We start from the raw sequence: 15,005 nt of genomic DNA, 5'->3' as shown, positions 1-15,005 counted from the left end.
AGAGACATGACCGACATCGACTGGGACGAGCTGCGCCAGGTCGCGACAGACGCCATGACGAAGGCCTATGCGCCGTACTCGCGGTACCGCGTGGGAGCCGCCGCCCTCGTCGGCGACGGTCGCATCGTCGCCGGCTGCAACGTCGAGAACGCGTCGTACGGGGTGACCCTGTGCGCCGAGTGCGCGCTGGTGGGTGACCTGCACATGTCCGGTGGCGGCCAGCTCGTCGCCTTCGTGTGCGTGAACAACGACGGACAGACGATCATGCCGTGCGGCCGCTGCCGCCAACTGCTCTACGAGCACGCGATGCCCGGGATGCTGCTGGAGACCGTCTCCGGCATCCGGACCATCGATGAAGTACTGCCGGATGCGTTCGGCCCCCGAGACCTGGAGGACGCCCGATGAGCGTTGAACCCTTCGACGCCGTCGATGTGATCCGTGCCAAGCGTGACGGAGGTGCCGTGCCCGAGAAGGCGCTGCGCTGGATGGTCGACGCCTATACGCGCGGCTACGTGTCGGACGCGCAGATGGCCTCGTTCGCGATGGCCGTCTTCCAGCGCGGCATGGAGCGCGACGAGATCCGCGTGCTCACCGATGCCATGATCGCCTCGGGGGAGCGGATGAGCTTCGCGACCCTCGGCAAGAAGACCGTCGACAAGCACTCGACCGGAGGAGTGGGCGACAAGATCACCCTGCCGCTCGCACCGTTGGTCGCGGTGTTCGGCGTGGCGGTGCCGCAGCTCTCCGGCCGAGGACTCGGCCACACCGGCGGCACGCTCGACAAGCTCGAGTCGATCCCCGGCTGGCGTGCCGCGCTCAGCAATGAAGAGATCTTCGCGCAGATGCAGGGCGATGTGGGCGCGGTGATCTGCGCCGCAGGTTCGGGTCTTGCTCCCGCAGACAAGAAGCTCTATGCGCTGCGCGATGTCACCGGCACGGTCGAGGCGATCCCGCTGATCGCGTCGAGCATCATGTCGAAGAAGATCGCCGAAGGCACGGACGCGCTGGTGCTCGACGTGAAGTTCGGCTCGGGCGCGTTCATGCAGGACATCGATCGGGCACGCGAACTCGCGCGCACGATGGTCGCCCTCGGAACCGACTCCGGCGTCGCCACGACCGCTCTGCTCACCGACATGAACGTGCCCCTCGGGCGAGCGATCGGCAACGCCAACGAGGTCCGCGAGTCCGTCGAGGTGCTGGCAGGCGGAGGCCCCTCCGACGTCCGCGAACTGACGATCGCCCTGGCGCGCGAGATGCTCGCGCTCGCAGGACAGCCGGATGCCGATGTCGAGGCCGCTCTCGACGACGGGCGTGCCATGGACGGCTGGAAGGCCATGATCCGCGCGCAGGACGGCGACCCCGACGCACCGCTGCCGACGGCACGCGAGACGCACGTGGTCACCGCTCCCGCCGACGGCGTGGTGTCTCAGATGGACGCGCTGCCGTTCGGCATCGCGGCGTGGCGTCTCGGTGCAGGACGCGCGCGGGCCGAGGACCCGGTCATCTTCGAAGCCGGCATCGATCTGCACGCCAAGCCCGGCGACCGCGTCGTGGCCGGCCAGCCGCTGTTCACCCTCTCCGCCGCTGATGAGGCCAGGTTCCCTCGCGCGCTCGAGGCCCTCGAGGGCGCATGGGCGATCGGCGACGAGGCTCCGGCCGCCGGTCCGATCGTGCGCGAGCGCATCACGGCCTGATCCGCGGACCGCTAGCCTGAACACAGCGAATCCGCGACCGAGAGGAATCCCCATGTCGATCGACGCGAACGGCGATGTCACCATCCAGGGAGCGTCTCTGCGCAGCCTGCCCAAGGTGTCGCTGCACGACCACCTCGACGGCGCAGTGCGCCCGTCGACCATCGTCGAACTGGCGGATGCGATCGGCGTCGATGTGCCGGAGTCGAACCCGGCCGCTCTCGGCAAGTGGATCGCGAAGAAGAGCGACTCGGGTTCTCTGGTCGAGTACCTCAAGACGTTCGATCTGACGACCGCGGTCATGCAGACGACGGAGGGGCTGACCCGCGTCGCACGCGAGTTCGTGCAGGACCTCGCGACCGACGGAGTGATCTACGGCGAGGTGCGCTGGGCGCCCGAACAGCACCTCACCCGCGGTCTCTCGCTCGAGCAGGCCGTCGAGGCCGTGCAGCAGGGCATCGAGGAGGGCGAGGACGCCGCTGACCGCGACGGGCATAGCATCCGCGTCGGCCAGCTGATCACAGCGATGCGTCACACCGACCGCTCGCGCGAGATCGCAGAGCTCGCGGTCGGGTTCCGCGGACGCGGGGCCGTGGGATTCGACATCGCCGGCCCGGAGGACGGATTCCCCGCCTCGAACCATCGAGCCGCCTTCGACTACCTGGCAGAGAACTTCTTCCCCGTCACGGTGCACGCGGGAGAGGCCGCCGGTTCGGCCTCGATCCGTTCGGCGCTCATCGACGGGCGAGCTCTGCGCCTCGGCCACGGCGTGCGCATCGCCGAGGACCTGCAGGTGATCACCCAGGAGGGCGACGAGGTGCAGGTGCAGTTCGGCGACCTCGCCCGCTGGGTGCGCGACCGCGAGATCCCGCTCGAGCTCTCGCCGTCATCGAACCTGCAGACCGGGGCGATCGCTGCGTGGGGCGACACCCTCGCCGATCATCCCTTCGACCTGCTCTACCAGCTCGGTTTCGCCGTCACGGTGAACGTCGACAACCGCACGATGAGCGCCACGTCTCTCACGCGCGAGCTCGCCAACCTCGTCGAGACGTTCGAGTACGACCTCGACGATCTCGAGACCTTCCAGTTCAACGCCGCGGCCGCAGCCTTCCTGCCCGTCGAGGAGCGCGAAGAGCTCGTGGAGATGATCGCCGACGGGTTCGACATCTAGATCATGGCTTCCGGGGGGAAGCGACGCCGCATCGGGGTCGCACTCATCATCAGCGCCGTCGTCGTGCTCGCGGCAGGCGCGACAGCAGCATACGCCTGGTCGACGCGAGCGCCGGAGGAGAGCGTTCCGCGCGCCGGTGCAGACGTCATCGAGCGTCTGCTGACACCCGCTCAGCAGCTGCTCGCCGATGCCGACGATCCGCTGGCGTGCGCGGTGAGCTTCTTCGGCGAGGGGGCCCCGGCCGAGCCCATGCTGCAGAGGCAGGACGCCCTCTACGCGGCGCTTCCGATCCCCGTGCAGGATGGGCGGGTGTTCGCGGGGTGGTACACCACCGAGGCGGATGCCGCCGCATACACCGTCGCCGCGCGGGTGAACGGCGCCGACCCCGTCGCCTGCGTCGATCAGCAGACCGAACTGTTCGCCGGGTGGACGACCCCCGAGGCGAACGCCGCTGCCGATGTGCAGGTGCCGATCCTGATGTACCACCAGTTCACGACGAACCCGGACGGCGAGACGGGGTGGCTGCGCGGCAACTACGCGTACATCGGCGACTTCGACGCGCAGATGACTCACATCGCGACGACCGGGTTCTATCTTCCGACCTGGGACGAGCTCAGCGCGTTCATCGACGGGCGCCTCTCGCTGCCCGCCCGCTCGGTGATCATCACCGACGACGACGCCGATCAGACCTGGTTCGATCTGGCGGTTCCGGTGATCGAGCGGAACAAGCTCCTGTCGACGTCGTTCATGATCACGGCCTACCGGCAGGATCCGCCGCCGTCGATCTACGTGCTGCGCCGTTCGCACACCCACGACATGCATCAGGCCGGCGAGAACGGCAAGGGCCGGATGACGAACTGGACGGCCGACGAGATCGCGGCCGACCTGAATCTCTCAGGGGATGTGCTCGGGGTGCGCGAGGTGATCGCGTATCCGTTCGGGCACTACAACGACACCGCGAAGCAGGGTGTCGCACAGGCCGGCTTCGAGATGGCCCGCACCATCGAATTCGGGTACGTCGAGATCGGCACCGACAAGCTCGCGCTGCCGGTCGTGCGCATCGACTACGGAATGGGTCTGGACTCGCTGATCAAGCGGATCGGCTGATCAGGCGGCCGCACGGGGCAGGATGGAGCCATGACCGCATCCGTCTTCATCGCAGGCCCCGTCTCGTGGAACTCGATCGTCGTGCTCGATCGCCTGCCGGAGCCCGTGCCCCACATGCAGTTCGCCGAGGACTCGTGGGAGACGACCGGCGGCACGAGTGCCGGAAAGGCGCTCAGCCTCACCGCGCTCGGACGCCCCACGCTGCTGTACGCGGTGAGTGCGGAGGACGAACCGGGTCAGCGCGTGCGGGGTGCTCTCGAACGGGCAGGTGTGGCCACCCTGTGGGGTGAGGGAGACGTCACGGAGCGCCATCTCAACCTCATGACCCGTCGCGGCGAGCGCGTGTCGCTCTATCTCGCGTCGCCCTCGGCGACCGGCGGTGCCGATGACGCTGCTCTGGTCTCTGCGATGCGAGAGGCCGATGCGATCGTGCTCGACCTCGCGGCGGAGCCCCTGAGGCTCCTTCCCGCGGCCAGCGCCACCGGGCGCCCGATCTGGGTCGACGTGCACGACTACGACGGCGAGGCCGACTTCCACACACCGTTCCTCGATGCGGCGGACATCGTGTTCTGCAACGCCGACCGCCTCGCCGATCCGGTGGCGTTTCTCCGTTCGCGCATCTCGGCGGGAGCGTCGCTCGCAGTGTGCACGCTCGGCGCGGAGGGCGCTGTGGCGATCGATGCAGACGGCGTGGAGCACCGCGTCGCGGCCGTGCCCGTCGACATCGTCGACACGAACGGCGCCGGCGACGCCTTCCTCGCCGGTGTGCTCGACGCCCGGCTCTCCGGCGCCGACGTGCCGTCGGCTCTCCGCGCGGGCGCGCGGACGGCGTCGGGGGTGCTCGGCACCAGGCACCTGCATCCGCTGCTCGATCCCGTGATCGTCTGACACCGGGGGTCTCGGACGCGGGCGGAGAGCCGATCAGCCCTGGGAGAGCTCAGCCATGAAGGGGTTCAGGAGATCGGCGACCTCGGCATGCATCTCGTCGTCCGCGATGGTCGGCGTCCCGTCGCCGGCCTGAGGGCCGTAGTCGCCGAATGACGCGTGGGATGCGCCCTCGATCTCGACCATCTCGGCGTCGGCGGGGAGCAGGTCGCGGGCCGCGTCGATCTTCTCGGGCGTCGAGAGCCCGTCTTCGCTGCCCGAGATGCTCAGCACTGCGAGGTCGGTGTCGGAGACATCGTTCGAGCAGTACGACCCGAACAGCACGAGCGCATCGGCGTCTGCGGCGAGCTGGCACGCGCGCACGCCGCCCAGCGAGTGACCTCCGACCGCCCACTCGTCGATGTCGGGAGCCGCCGACGTGAAGGAATCCAGGCCGCGCAGGTCGAAGAACGCGAGGTTCAGCCACGGGCGCGTGATCACGACCGTCACGCCCTCCTCGGCGAGGCTCTGCAGGATCGCGGCGTACGCCCACGGGTCCACCTTCGCCCCGGGGATGAACACCAGACCCGTCTCGGACTCGCCGTCGGCGGGGGTGAGGACGATTCCCTGCTCGGCGTCTTCGACGTGGATCGCCGGGTTCTCCCGGACGCTCGCCAGCGGTGCCTTCTCGGCGGGCATCACCCCGATCTGGCTCCAGGCGACGATGCCGCCGATTCCGAGCACGAGGACGGCGACGAGTCCCCAGACGATCACTTTCAGGACACGACGGCCACGCTTCTTCTGCACGGATCAAGGCTAGAGCCTGCGCATGTGAACGGCCTCTGCCGCGAGGATCAGGGCCGCCGCCCCGTCCGGTCTTCCAGCGCGTGCTTCTCGCGGCGGACGGCACCGCGGTAGGCGTCCTTGTTGACGTAGTAGGCCATGCGGTCGAGTCCGAGGTAGCAATAGCCACCGGTGACATCGGGCCACGGCTGCGAGGTCACCCGGTCTCGGAACCGGGTCGCGGTGTCCGGGTCGTGCTCGAGGGCGTCGAGATAGGTCGCCAGCAGGTCGGCCTGCTCGTATCGTCCCTGCCAGCCGATGCCGGATGCCTCGATCATTCCCATCACGTACAGGCCGTTGAACGAGGCGGGGAAGATGTTCAGGAACAGCCGAGGGGCCGCGCCGCGCCAGTGCAGATGCGCGCGGTCGACGAACGGATAGTCGAGCGTGTAGCCGGTCGCGAGGAGCACCAGGTCGTAGTCGTCGGCCGTGCCGTCGCGGAACCGCACGGTCGAGCCGTCGAAACTGTCGATGTTCGGGCGGATGCGCAGGTCGCCCTGGCCGAGGTGGTTGAGGATCATGGTGTTGACGATCGGATGCGATTCGTAGATGCGATAGTCGGGCTTCGGGAAGCCGAAGCGCACCGGGTCGCCGGTGAATGCCCGCAGCACGCGGCTGTCGACGGCCTGCTTGATGCGTGCGGGCAGCGGACGACCCTGGTTGAGGGTGTCGCTCGGGCGGCCGAAGAGATACCGCGGGACGAAGTAGTAGCCGCGACGCACACTCATGTCGACGGACGCGGCGTGATGCACGGCATCCACCGCGATGTCGCAGCCCGAGTTGCCCGCGCCGATCAGGAGCACGCGCCTTCCCGCGAGCTGGGCGGGGGACCGGTAGGCGCTGGTGTGCATCAGCTCACCGGTGAAGGTGCCCGGGAAGGCGGGGATGTTCGGCTCGGCCAGAGTGCCGTTCGCGAGCACGACGCCGGCGTACCACCTGGTGTGCTCGCCCTCGGGGCCGTCGCTGGTGAGGTCCCAGCCGCCGCCCTGCGGTTCGAGACGGGTGACCCTCGTCTCGAACCGGAAGCGGTCGGTGAGCCCGAAGTGGTCGGCATAGTCGCGGAAGTACTGCCGCAGCACGCGGTGGCCCGGGTAGTCGACCGTCGATCGCAGGGGGAACTCGGTGAATTCGGTGGTGGTACGTGAGGAGATCAGGTGCGCCGACTCGTACATGGTGCTGCGCGGGTTGTCGATGTCCCAGAGTCCACCGACCCCTGCCGCGGCCTCGTATCCGTCGACGCCGATCCCACGTCTCGTGAGCGCTCGGGCGGCAGCGAGTCCTGACGGCCCCGCGCCGATGACGGCGTATCTGTTCATGCTGCTCCCGCACCTCGCTGTGCGCGCACCTGCGCCCTCCGCCGATCGTATCGGCAGAGGGCGCAGGCGATGCGTGCCGCGGCGCTCAGGAGGCGTTCAGAGCCGTCTGACGCGAGACGACGGCGTCGCGAACCGCAGGGAACAGCGGATGCTCGGGATCCAGTCCCGTCGTGCGCGAGGTGAAGGCGAGAGCGTCTTCGGTGCGGAGGGCCTCCTGCATCTCGACCGCCTGTTCGTCGTCGGGCGATTCGAACTCGAGCGCGGCGGTGACGGCGCCGACCAGTGCGATGGTGGAGAGTCCTCGCTCGGCGGCCATCGCCGCGGGGCCGATGAACCGCTCGTGCCGCGAGATCTTGCGCAGCGGCTGTCGTCCGACGCGCTGCACGGTGTCGACGAGCGCGGGATTGCGGAACCGCTCGAGGATCGTCGCGCGGTACTGGGCGAGCTCGGCGGGGTCGAGGCCGTGCTCGGCGACCAGGACCGCGGAGGTCTCTTCGAGCGCAGCCGACACGCGAGCGGCGATGTCGGGATCCGCCAGCGCGTCCGAGATGCGCTCGATGCCGGCACGAGCGCCGAAGTACGCCGTCGCGGCGTGCCCGGTGTTCACCGTGAAGAGCTTGCGCTCGATGTAGGGCGCGAGGTTCTCGACGAAATGCGCTCCGGGGATCTTCGGCAACGCGCCGCCGAAGGCCTCCGACTCGATCGCCCACTCGAAATACGGCTCGACCGTGACATCCACTCCGCCGTCCGCGGGCTGTCCCGGCACGATGCGGTCGACTGCGGTGTTCGCGAACACCGCGCGGGAGAGCAGCTCTTCGGCATCCACTCCCGCCGCCTTCTCGATCTCGGCGCGAAGGGTGTCGGTCGCGCCGATCGCGTTCTCGCACGCCATCACCTGCAGCGGTGCGGCGCCGGCCGAGCGGCGGGCGAGCCCTGCCACGATCGTCGGAGCGACGAAACGGAGGACCGTCGGCCCGACGGCCGTCGTGACGACATCGGCGGTCGCGACCTCGTCGGCGACCGTCTCCGGATCGGTCTTGCTGTTCACGGCGCGGAAGCCCGTGACCACGTGGTCGGTGCCGCCGGGACCGGCTTCGTGCACGGTGTACGAGTCGACAGCGTTGATCGCATCGACCAGGGCGTCGGCGACGTCCGAGAAGACGACCTCGTAGCCGCCCTCGTGCAGCAGCAGGCCGACGAAACCTCGGCCGATGTTGCCCGCTCCGAAGTGGACGGCCTTCATCAGTCGTTCACCGCCGAGAGGAGTGCGTACAGCTCGTCCGGGGTCTGCGCGGCATTCAGCTTGGCGACGTCGTCCTCGTCGGAGAAGAGGATCGCGATCTGCGAGAGGATCTCGAGGTGCTCGTCGCCGCGTCCGGCGATGCCGATCACGAAGGTCGCGGGCTCACCGGCCCAGTCGACGCCGCCGTCGTAGCGCACGACCGAGAGAGCCGAGGCGAGGATCGCATCCTTGGTGTCGTTCGTGCCGTGCGGAATCGCCAGACCGTTGCCCATGTAGGTCGAGACGGTCTCTTCGCGCTGACGCATCGCGTCGACGTAGGCGGGAGTGACGGCACCGACGGATACGAGGATGTCGGTCGCCTCCTGCAGCGCCTCCTGCTGAGTGCTGGAGCCTGCGTGGATGCGGACCTGGTCGAGGGTGAGAACGCTCATGGTGATTCCTTCTTTCTGAGAATGTGGGGGCGGGGCGGATGCCGTGGCACCCGCCCCGCCCGGTCTGTCACGCGCCGGAGTCGCGCTGCTCGCGCACCATCTCGACGACCTCTTCGTACTTCGGAGAGTTCATGAAGTTGTCGACCGACACGTGGATCGAGTTCGGCGACTGCGCCTGCGCCCGGTCGGTCAGCTGCTGCTGCGTGATGACCAGGTCGGCGGTGCCGTCGAGGTTCGCGATGGCCTGGTTCGTGACGGTGACGCCCTCGACCCCTGCCTTCTTGAACTTGTTGCGCAGCACGCTCGCGCCCATGGCCGACGAGCCCATGCCGGCGTCGCAGGCGAACACGATGTTCTCGATGCGGCGGTCGGTGGCGACACCTGCGCCCGCACCGGCGGCTGCGCCGGCAGCACCCGCGCCGGATGACGCGCGGAGAGCGTCCATCGCGGCGGAGGACTTGCCCTTGTTCGCCTCGGTCTGTGCGATCGCGTCGCCGAAGCTGTCTCCCTCGGCCTCGAGGTCACGCTTGCGCGATGCGCGCAGGATGACGCCGGTGATGAGGAACGTCACGACGGCGGCGATGACCACCGACAGGTACACGACCAGCAGGTTGCCGACACCGCCTCCGACGGCCGCCGCGGTGACGGCGATGATGCTGCCGGGTGCTGCCGGGAAGGCCAGTCCGCCACCCAGGACCATGTTCGTCGTGACACCGGCCGCGCCACCTGCGATCAGCGCGAGGATGGTGGTCGGCTTGCTCAGCGCGTACGGGAAGTAGATCTCGTGGATGCCTCCGAAGAACTGGATGATCGCCGCACCCGGGGCAGAGGCCTTCGCCGCACCGACGCCGAAGAACGTGAAGGCGAGCAGCAGGCCGAGGCCGGGACCGGGGTTCGCCTCGATGAGGAACAGGATCGACTTTCCGGTCTCAGCCGCCTGCTCGATGCCGAGCGGCGTGAACACACCGTGGTTGATGGCGTTGTTGAGGAACAGCACCTTGGCGGGCTCCACGATGATCGAGACCAGCGGGAGCAGGTTCAGGGAGACGAGCCAGTCGACGGCGCCGCCGAGCACCGCACTGATGCCGAGCATGACCGGGCCGAAGGCGAAGAAGCCGAGGATCGCCAGGACCATGCCCAGGATGCCAGCGGAGAAGTTGTTCACCAGCATCTCGAAGCCGGGGCGGATCTTGCCGTCCCACAGCCTGTCCATGCGCTTGGTGATCCAGGCCGCGATCGGTCCCATGATCATCGCGCCGAGGAACATCGGGATGTTCGTGCCGACGATGACACCCATGGTGGCGATCGTCGCCACGACACCGCCGCGCTCGCCGTAGACCATGCGGCCTGCGGTGTTGGCGATGAGGAGCGGGAGCAGGTAGGTGACCATGGGGCCTACCAGGCCGACATACGCGAGGACGTTGCCGTCGGCGCCCTCGGCGACCGCGGTCATCGCACCCTGCCAGCCCAAGACGGCGGAATCGCCACCGCCTCCGACGATCTCGGCGACGCCGGCCCAGTGCCAGCCGAAGGGGCTCTCCGCTCCGAAGAAGCCCTTCGGGATGAACAGCATGGTGATGAATCCCCACGCGATGAACGCGGCGATGTTGGGCATGATCATTCCGGACAGGAACGTGCCGAAGCGCTGCACGCCCGTTCGGAGGCCGCCTGCCTTCGTGGCGGCCGGTGACGTCGTCGTCATGATGTCGTCTCTTTCTGGTGAGGGGGGAGGGATGCCGCGGCGTCAGCCACGGCGAGGCGAGCACCGGCGGCGTCGTCGGCCGCCAGTGCGAGTTCGGCGAAGTTGCGGGCTTCGTCGAGAGTGTGCTGCGACAGGGTGTGCCGCACGTCTGCGAGGGCTGACGGCGCCATGGAGAGGCTCGTGGCGCCGAGCCCCACGAGCACGACGGCCAGCATCGGGTCGGCGGCAGCTTCACCGCAGATCCCGACGGGTTTGCCGAGGCGGGCTCCTGCTGTGCCGACCTCGCGCACGAGCCTGAGCACGGCGGGGTGCCACGGGTCCTGGAATCCGGCGACGGAACCCAGCATGCGGTCGGCGGCCATCGTGTACTGCGTGAGGTCGTTCGTGCCGATCGATGCGAAGTCCGCATGCGCGAGGATCCGGTCGGCGAGCAGGGCGCTGGACGGGATCTCGACCATGACGCCGGCGGTCTTGAGGCCGTACTCGCGGGCGAGCGCGGTGAAGTACTCGGTCTCCTCGACGGTCGCGACCATGGGCGCCATGACCCACAGGTCGGCCTCGGTGACGGCATCCGCCTCTGCCAGAGCGGTCAGCTGCTCGCGCAGGATGTCCTCGCTCGCTCGGAGTGCGCGCAGTCCGCGCAGACCGAGCGCGGGGTTCTCCTCGTGCGCATCGTTGAGGAAGGCCAGCGGCTTGTCGGCACCGGCATCCAGCATCCGCACGACGACCTTCTGGCCGGGGAAGGCCGCGAGCAGCTCGCGGTACGACTCGCGCTGCTGCTCGACGGTCGGCGCCTGGGCCGACGAGAGGAACAGGAACTCGGTGCGGAACAGCCCGACGCCCTCGGCCCCGCGTTCGACGGCATCGGATGCGTCTGCAGGTTTCCCCAGATTCGCCAGCAGCGGGATCAGCGTGCCGTCGGCGAGGGCGCCGGGGGTAAGCGGTGCGGCGTCCGCCGAGCGGCGGGCGGCTGCGCGCTGTTCAGCGCGCGTCTTCTCGTCGTCGGAAGGATCGACGGTCACGATCCCGGCGGCGGCATCGACGATGACATGGCTGCCGGTGACGAGGTCGGATGCGGATGCCGCGCCGACGATCGCGACGATGCCCTTCTCGCGGGCGAGGATCGCCGTGTGCGAGGTGGGTCCGCCGTCGAACGTGACCAGAGCCAGCACCTGATCGAGGTTCAGCAGCGCGGTGTCCGCCGGGGCGAGGTCGCGGGCGACCAGGACGAACGGATGCCCCGGGTCGGGGACCCCTGGCGCATCGACGCCGCGAAGGCGGGCCAGCACGCGCTGGGCGATGTCATCGAGGTCGGCTGCACGCTCCCCGAGGTAGCCCCCGACGGCTTCGAGCGTCGCGCGGAAGCCCGCGAACGCGTCGTGCACGGCCCATTCGGCGGTCGCACCGTCGTCGATGCGGGTGTCGACCTCGTCCTGCAGCGTCGGGTCCTCGGCGATCATCGCCTGCGCTTCGAGCACCTCCTGCGCCGAGCCGCCGGCCGCCTCACCGCGTGCGGTGAGCTCCTGGGCGACTGCGGCCACGGCCTCGCGCACCCGTGCGCGCTCAGCATCGATGCCCTGGGTGCTGGGGGTGTTCTCGGGAGCGGGCAGCGCCTCGGTCATCCGCACGACGACGCCCTGGGCGACCCCGAGACCGATCCCGACTCCTCTGAGCTCGCTCACGCGCCGGCGTCCTGGTCATGGTCGGTCGTGAGCAGTTCGGTGAGCGTGTCGAGCACGCCTTCGGCGCTGTCGCCGTCAGCGGTCAGCGTGACGTAGTCGCCGTGCTCGATCGCGAGCGCGATCACCCCGAGGATGCTGGCCGCGTTGACCGCCTTGCCCGAGTCCTTCGCGATGGTCACGGGAATCCCCGAGTCCTTGGCGGCCTGCGCGAACAGCTTCGCCGGACGGGCGTGGAGTCCATGGGATGAGCCGATGCGGACGGTGCGGGAGACGGTCATGATGTTCCTTTCGGGGTGTTCCTGGCGTCGGCGACGATCGACCGCGCCAGCGCGAGCGTGCGGGTGCCGTCCCGATCGGCGAAGACGTCGTCGGGGAGCACTGCCACCCGAGCGGGTGCGGCACGGCGGATCGCTTCGAAGCGATCGGCGAGATGAGGACCGACGAGGATGAGGTCGTGGTCGCTGCCGGCGACGGACTGCTCCATTCCGGCGGCGGCGTCCCAGTCGAGGCCCGCTTCGGACGCCGCACGGCGGAGTCGTTGCGCGACGAACGTGCTCGACGCACCGGCGCCGCACACCACGAGGATCTTCATCGATGCTCACCTTTCCTGAGAACAGTCTGGGAAGAATCGGGGTGCGGTCGCCAACAGGTTCCTTTCCGCCCCTGCGGAACATCGGTTTCGGAGCGGGCCCCCCGCCTTCCTGACATCATGGAAGTCACGTCAGGACAGTGCAGTCGGCACGGAGGAGGGAGCATCATGTCGCGACAGCGCCAGGACCAGCTCCTGTCGTCTCTGCTCCGACAGGAGAAGTGGGTGACGGCAGCGAACCTCGCGGATCAGCTCGGCGTCACCCCGCGCAGCATCCGCTCGTACGTCGCCGCCCTGAATGCGAGGACCGGAGCGGCGGATGCCGTCGAATCGGGCCCGGCCGGGTACCGCGCCGGGTCAGGGGCGCGGAACGCGTTGCGCGCCCGTCAGAGCGGTGAGTCCGCTCCGCGCGACCGCCTGCACGGTCTCGTGCGCACGCTGCTGGATGTGCCGGACGGCGTCGACGTCTTCACCACGGCCGAGGCGCTGCACGTGAGTGAGGCCACTCTCGAAGCCGACCTCGCCCGCGTGCGCGCCCTGATCGACGGCACCGATCTCACCCTCGAGAGAGACCGGGAGATCGTGCGCCTCCGCGGCAACGAGGCGGCACAGCGGCGCCTGCTGTCTCGGCTGGCGCACGACGAGATGGACGCCGCGTCGTTCCACCCCGAGACGTTCCGGCGAGCGCTCGCCGGAGGGGTCATCGCCGCCGATGCCGTCGCGCCCTTCAAATCCGAGCTGGTGCGCGAGCTCGGCGAGCAGGGCTACTACGTCAACGAGCTCGCGATCTCCGACGTCCTGCTGCACATCGCCATCGCCGCCGAGAGGGTCGCCGCAGGGCATGCGCTCGAGTCGGGGCCCGCCGGCGCACGCGAGGAGATCCCGCGGGTCGGCGCCGTGATCGCCCGCCTCGCTCAGCAGCACTTCTCTGTCACGCTCGGAGACGGCGACAGCGGCCATCTCGCGTCCCTTGTGCTCACCCGCATCGTGGCACCGGGAGAGGACGCTGCGGGCGATGTCGCCCGCAGCGGCGTCGACCCGCGGGTCGAGGCCGCCGTCCGAGCCGAGATCGCGAGGGCGGCGGAGGACTTCCAGGTCGATCTGGTCGACGAGACGTTCGTGCTGCGCCTCGCCCTGCACGTGCAGAATCTGATGCGGCGAGCAGAGGAGAGCGCGCTGACGCGCAATCCGCTGACCCGTTCGCTCAAGACCTCGTATCCGATGATCTTCGAGGTGGCCGTCTCGATAGCCAGCGGCCTGCACGACCGACTCGGCACGCCGATCCACGACGACGAGATCGCATACATCGCCATGCACGTCGGCGGCCGCCTCGAGCGCAGCCGCAAGGCGGAGTCGATCCTCACAGCGACCATCGTGTGTCCCGGCTATTACGAGCTCCACGAGCTGCTGCGTTCGAGTGTCGACCGCTCCCTGGGCTCAGCGATCGAGGTGACCAGCGTCATCACCAAGGTCGACCCGGACTGGGCATCGTTCGACACCGATCTGGTGCTCAGCACGATCGAACCGGGGGCGTCGGGAGATCGCTTCGTGCGCATCCAGCCGTTCCTCACTGATGCCGATGTCGATCGGATCCAGCAGGCCGCAGCGCGCGTCAGGCGTGCGCGGCGCCTGACGAGGCTCCGCGCCGAGCTCGCGCGCTACTTCGTCGCCGATGCTTTCGTCTACCCGCTGCCCGATGAGGGCGAGGAGGCGATCATCCGGCGGCTGGGCGGATTGCTCGTCGATGCCGGTCTCATCGGCGACGACTACGTCGACAACACGATCCTCCGCGAACGGATGTCATCGACGGCGTTCACCGACGCCCTCGCGGTGCCGCACGCGCTGCAGATGACCGCGACGCGCACCGCGATCGCGATCGGCGTCGCCGACGGATCGGCGGCCTGGGGTGAGGGGCGCGTGCAGGTTGTCGCCCTCGCCGCCTTCAGCGAGAGCGACCGCGCCGCATTCCAGACGGTGTTCGAGCAGCTCGTCGAGGTGTTCAGCGAACGAGACAGCGTGCAGCGGATCCTCCGCCGAGGCACGACCTTCGAGGCATTCCTCGACGAGCTCGTCGCCGTCATCGACGGCTGACGACCGCGTCAGGCCCGAGGATCCAGCACGCCTGCCAGGGTGTCGAGGACCGATTCGGCATCCGCCGACTCCGCCGTCTCGAGCACCACCGCGTCGCCGGGCGCGAGTGCGAGGTCCATCAGCGCGAGAACGCTGCTGAGGTCCACGACTGCGCCCGACGACGTGCGCAGAGTCACGACGTGCGGGTGCGCCTGCACGAGCCTGACGAGCTCGGCGACGGGGCGCGCGTGCACCCCGTTGTGCGCGCTGATCACGACATGTCTTCTCGGCATGCG

The 15,005-nt window shown here is 69.0% G+C and carries 15 protein-coding genes; 6 read left to right on the top strand and 9 right to left on the bottom strand.

The window, feature by feature from the left end; genetic code table 11:
• Positions 1-6 precede the first annotated feature (6 nt).
• The 5 genes from OPU70_RS05000 to OPU70_RS04980 are packed head-to-tail and all read left to right on the top strand — an operon-like array spanning position 7 to position 4,857.
• Positions 7-405 carry a cytidine deaminase gene (locus tag OPU70_RS05000; RefSeq protein ID WP_042536471.1) on the top strand — a complete coding sequence of 133 codons (399 nt, stop codon included), beginning with the start codon at positions 7-9 and terminating at the stop codon, positions 403-405.
• The gene (locus tag OPU70_RS04995; RefSeq protein ID WP_042536472.1) at positions 402-1,694 is read left to right on the top strand and encodes a thymidine phosphorylase; all 1,293 of its coding nucleotides are present in this window, start codon (positions 402-404) and stop codon (positions 1,692-1,694) included. Before OPU70_RS05000 ends, OPU70_RS04995 begins: the two co-directional genes overlap by 4 nt.
• Before the next feature lie 52 nt (positions 1,695-1,746).
• Entirely contained in the window at positions 1,747-2,862 is a 1,116-nt protein-coding gene (locus tag OPU70_RS04990; RefSeq protein ID WP_309690014.1) for an adenosine deaminase, read from the top strand.
• A gap of 3 nt (positions 2,863-2,865) precedes the next feature.
• Positions 2,866-3,969, top strand: coding sequence for a polysaccharide deacetylase family protein (locus tag OPU70_RS04985; RefSeq protein WP_498557262.1), 1,104 nt, complete (start codon positions 2,866-2,868; stop codon positions 3,967-3,969).
• 30 nt (positions 3,970-3,999) lie between these two features.
• The gene (locus OPU70_RS04980; RefSeq protein WP_498557261.1) at positions 4,000-4,857 is read left to right on the top strand and encodes a carbohydrate kinase family protein; all 858 of its coding nucleotides are present in this window, start codon (positions 4,000-4,002) and stop codon (positions 4,855-4,857) included.
• Between the two features lie 33 nt (positions 4,858-4,890).
• Here OPU70_RS04980 and OPU70_RS04975 read toward each other — a convergent pair whose 3' ends face one another.
• From OPU70_RS04975 to OPU70_RS04940, 8 genes are all read right to left on the bottom strand, one after another.
• Positions 4,891-5,640, bottom strand: a complete 750-nt coding sequence (locus OPU70_RS04975; protein ID WP_042536476.1) for an alpha/beta hydrolase — start codon at positions 5,638-5,640, stop codon at positions 4,891-4,893.
• Positions 5,641-5,687: 47 nt separating this feature from the next.
• Positions 5,688-6,992: a flavin-containing monooxygenase gene (locus OPU70_RS04970; RefSeq protein ID WP_498557260.1), complete on the bottom strand. Its 1,305-nt coding sequence runs from the start codon at positions 6,990-6,992 to the stop codon at positions 5,688-5,690.
• A gap of 85 nt (positions 6,993-7,077) precedes the next feature.
• On the bottom strand, positions 7,078-8,235 hold the full coding sequence (locus OPU70_RS04965; RefSeq protein WP_042536478.1) for a mannitol-1-phosphate 5-dehydrogenase: 1,158 nt from the start codon (positions 8,233-8,235) through the stop codon (positions 7,078-7,080).
• On the bottom strand, positions 8,235-8,666 hold the full coding sequence (locus tag OPU70_RS04960; protein WP_042536479.1) for a PTS mannitol transporter subunit IIA: 432 nt from the start codon (positions 8,664-8,666) through the stop codon (positions 8,235-8,237). Before OPU70_RS04960 ends, OPU70_RS04965 begins: the two co-directional genes overlap by 1 nt.
• A gap of 67 nt (positions 8,667-8,733) precedes the next feature.
• On the bottom strand, positions 8,734-10,368 hold the full coding sequence (locus OPU70_RS04955) for a PTS mannitol transporter subunit IIBC (RefSeq protein WP_309690003.1): 1,635 nt from the start codon (positions 10,366-10,368) through the stop codon (positions 8,734-8,736).
• Positions 10,365-11,990: a phosphoenolpyruvate--protein phosphotransferase gene (ptsP, locus tag OPU70_RS04950; protein ID WP_498557333.1), complete on the bottom strand. Its 1,626-nt coding sequence runs from the start codon at positions 11,988-11,990 to the stop codon at positions 10,365-10,367. Before ptsP ends, OPU70_RS04955 begins: the two co-directional genes overlap by 4 nt.
• Before the next feature lie 56 nt (positions 11,991-12,046).
• Complete coding sequence (locus tag OPU70_RS04945) at positions 12,047-12,328, bottom strand: HPr family phosphocarrier protein (RefSeq protein ID WP_311245848.1); 282 nt, start codon at positions 12,326-12,328, stop codon at positions 12,047-12,049.
• A complete protein-coding gene (locus tag OPU70_RS04940; protein ID WP_498557259.1) occupies positions 12,325-12,642 on the bottom strand; it encodes a PTS sugar transporter subunit IIB in 318 nt (105 codons plus the stop codon). The genes OPU70_RS04945 and OPU70_RS04940 overlap by 4 nt, the downstream gene beginning before the upstream one ends.
• A 165-nt stretch (positions 12,643-12,807) precedes the next feature.
• Between OPU70_RS04940 and OPU70_RS04935 the strand changes: the two genes are divergently transcribed.
• Positions 12,808-14,730, top strand: coding sequence for a BglG family transcription antiterminator (locus OPU70_RS04935; protein ID WP_309689997.1), 1,923 nt, complete (start codon positions 12,808-12,810; stop codon positions 14,728-14,730).
• 8 nt (positions 14,731-14,738) lie between these two features.
• Here OPU70_RS04935 and OPU70_RS04930 read toward each other — a convergent pair whose 3' ends face one another.
• Positions 14,739-15,002, bottom strand: coding sequence for an HPr family phosphocarrier protein (locus OPU70_RS04930; protein ID WP_042536484.1), 264 nt, complete (start codon positions 15,000-15,002; stop codon positions 14,739-14,741).
• Positions 15,003-15,005 lie beyond the last annotated feature (3 nt).

The sequence above is a fragment of the Microbacterium sp. SWDP-B6 genome (genome assembly GCF_059803615.1).
Note: the sequence above shows the minus strand (reverse complement) of the source record. Positions and strands in the feature narration are given on the sequence as shown.

Excerpts from the sequence above, each read along its gene's own strand:
- OPU70_RS05000 (WP_042536471.1), top strand. The coding sequence starts at position 7 with ATGACCGACATCGACTGGGACGAGCTGCGCCAGGTCGCGACAGACGCC.
- OPU70_RS04995 (WP_042536472.1), top strand. The coding sequence starts at position 402 with ATGAGCGTTGAACCCTTCGACGCCGTCGATGTGATCCGTGCCAAGCGT.
- OPU70_RS04990 (WP_309690014.1), top strand. The coding sequence starts at position 1,747 with ATGTCGATCGACGCGAACGGCGATGTCACCATCCAGGGAGCGTCTCTG.
- OPU70_RS04985 (WP_498557262.1), top strand. The coding sequence starts at position 2,866 with ATGGCTTCCGGGGGGAAGCGACGCCGCATCGGGGTCGCACTCATCATC.
- OPU70_RS04980 (WP_498557261.1), top strand. The coding sequence starts at position 4,000 with ATGACCGCATCCGTCTTCATCGCAGGCCCCGTCTCGTGGAACTCGATC.
- OPU70_RS04970 (WP_498557260.1), bottom strand. The coding sequence starts at position 6,992 with ATGAACAGATACGCCGTCATCGGCGCGGGGCCGTCAGGACTCGCTGCC.
- OPU70_RS04965 (WP_042536478.1), bottom strand. The coding sequence starts at position 8,235 with ATGAAGGCCGTCCACTTCGGAGCGGGCAACATCGGCCGAGGTTTCGTC.
- OPU70_RS04960 (WP_042536479.1), bottom strand. The coding sequence starts at position 8,666 with ATGAGCGTTCTCACCCTCGACCAGGTCCGCATCCACGCAGGCTCCAGC.
- OPU70_RS04955 (WP_309690003.1), bottom strand. The coding sequence starts at position 10,368 with ATGACGACGACGTCACCGGCCGCCACGAAGGCAGGCGGCCTCCGAACG.
- ptsP (WP_498557333.1), bottom strand. The coding sequence starts at position 11,990 with ATGACCGAGGCGCTGCCCGCTCCCGAGAACACCCCCAGCACCCAGGGC.
- OPU70_RS04945 (WP_311245848.1), bottom strand. The coding sequence starts at position 12,328 with ATGACCGTCTCCCGCACCGTCCGCATCGGCTCATCCCATGGACTCCAC.
- OPU70_RS04940 (WP_498557259.1), bottom strand. The coding sequence starts at position 12,642 with ATGAAGATCCTCGTGGTGTGCGGCGCCGGTGCGTCGAGCACGTTCGTC.
- OPU70_RS04935 (WP_309689997.1), top strand. The coding sequence starts at position 12,808 with ATGTCGCGACAGCGCCAGGACCAGCTCCTGTCGTCTCTGCTCCGACAG.
- OPU70_RS04930 (WP_042536484.1), bottom strand. The coding sequence starts at position 15,002 with ATGCCGAGAAGACATGTCGTGATCAGCGCGCACAACGGGGTGCACGCG.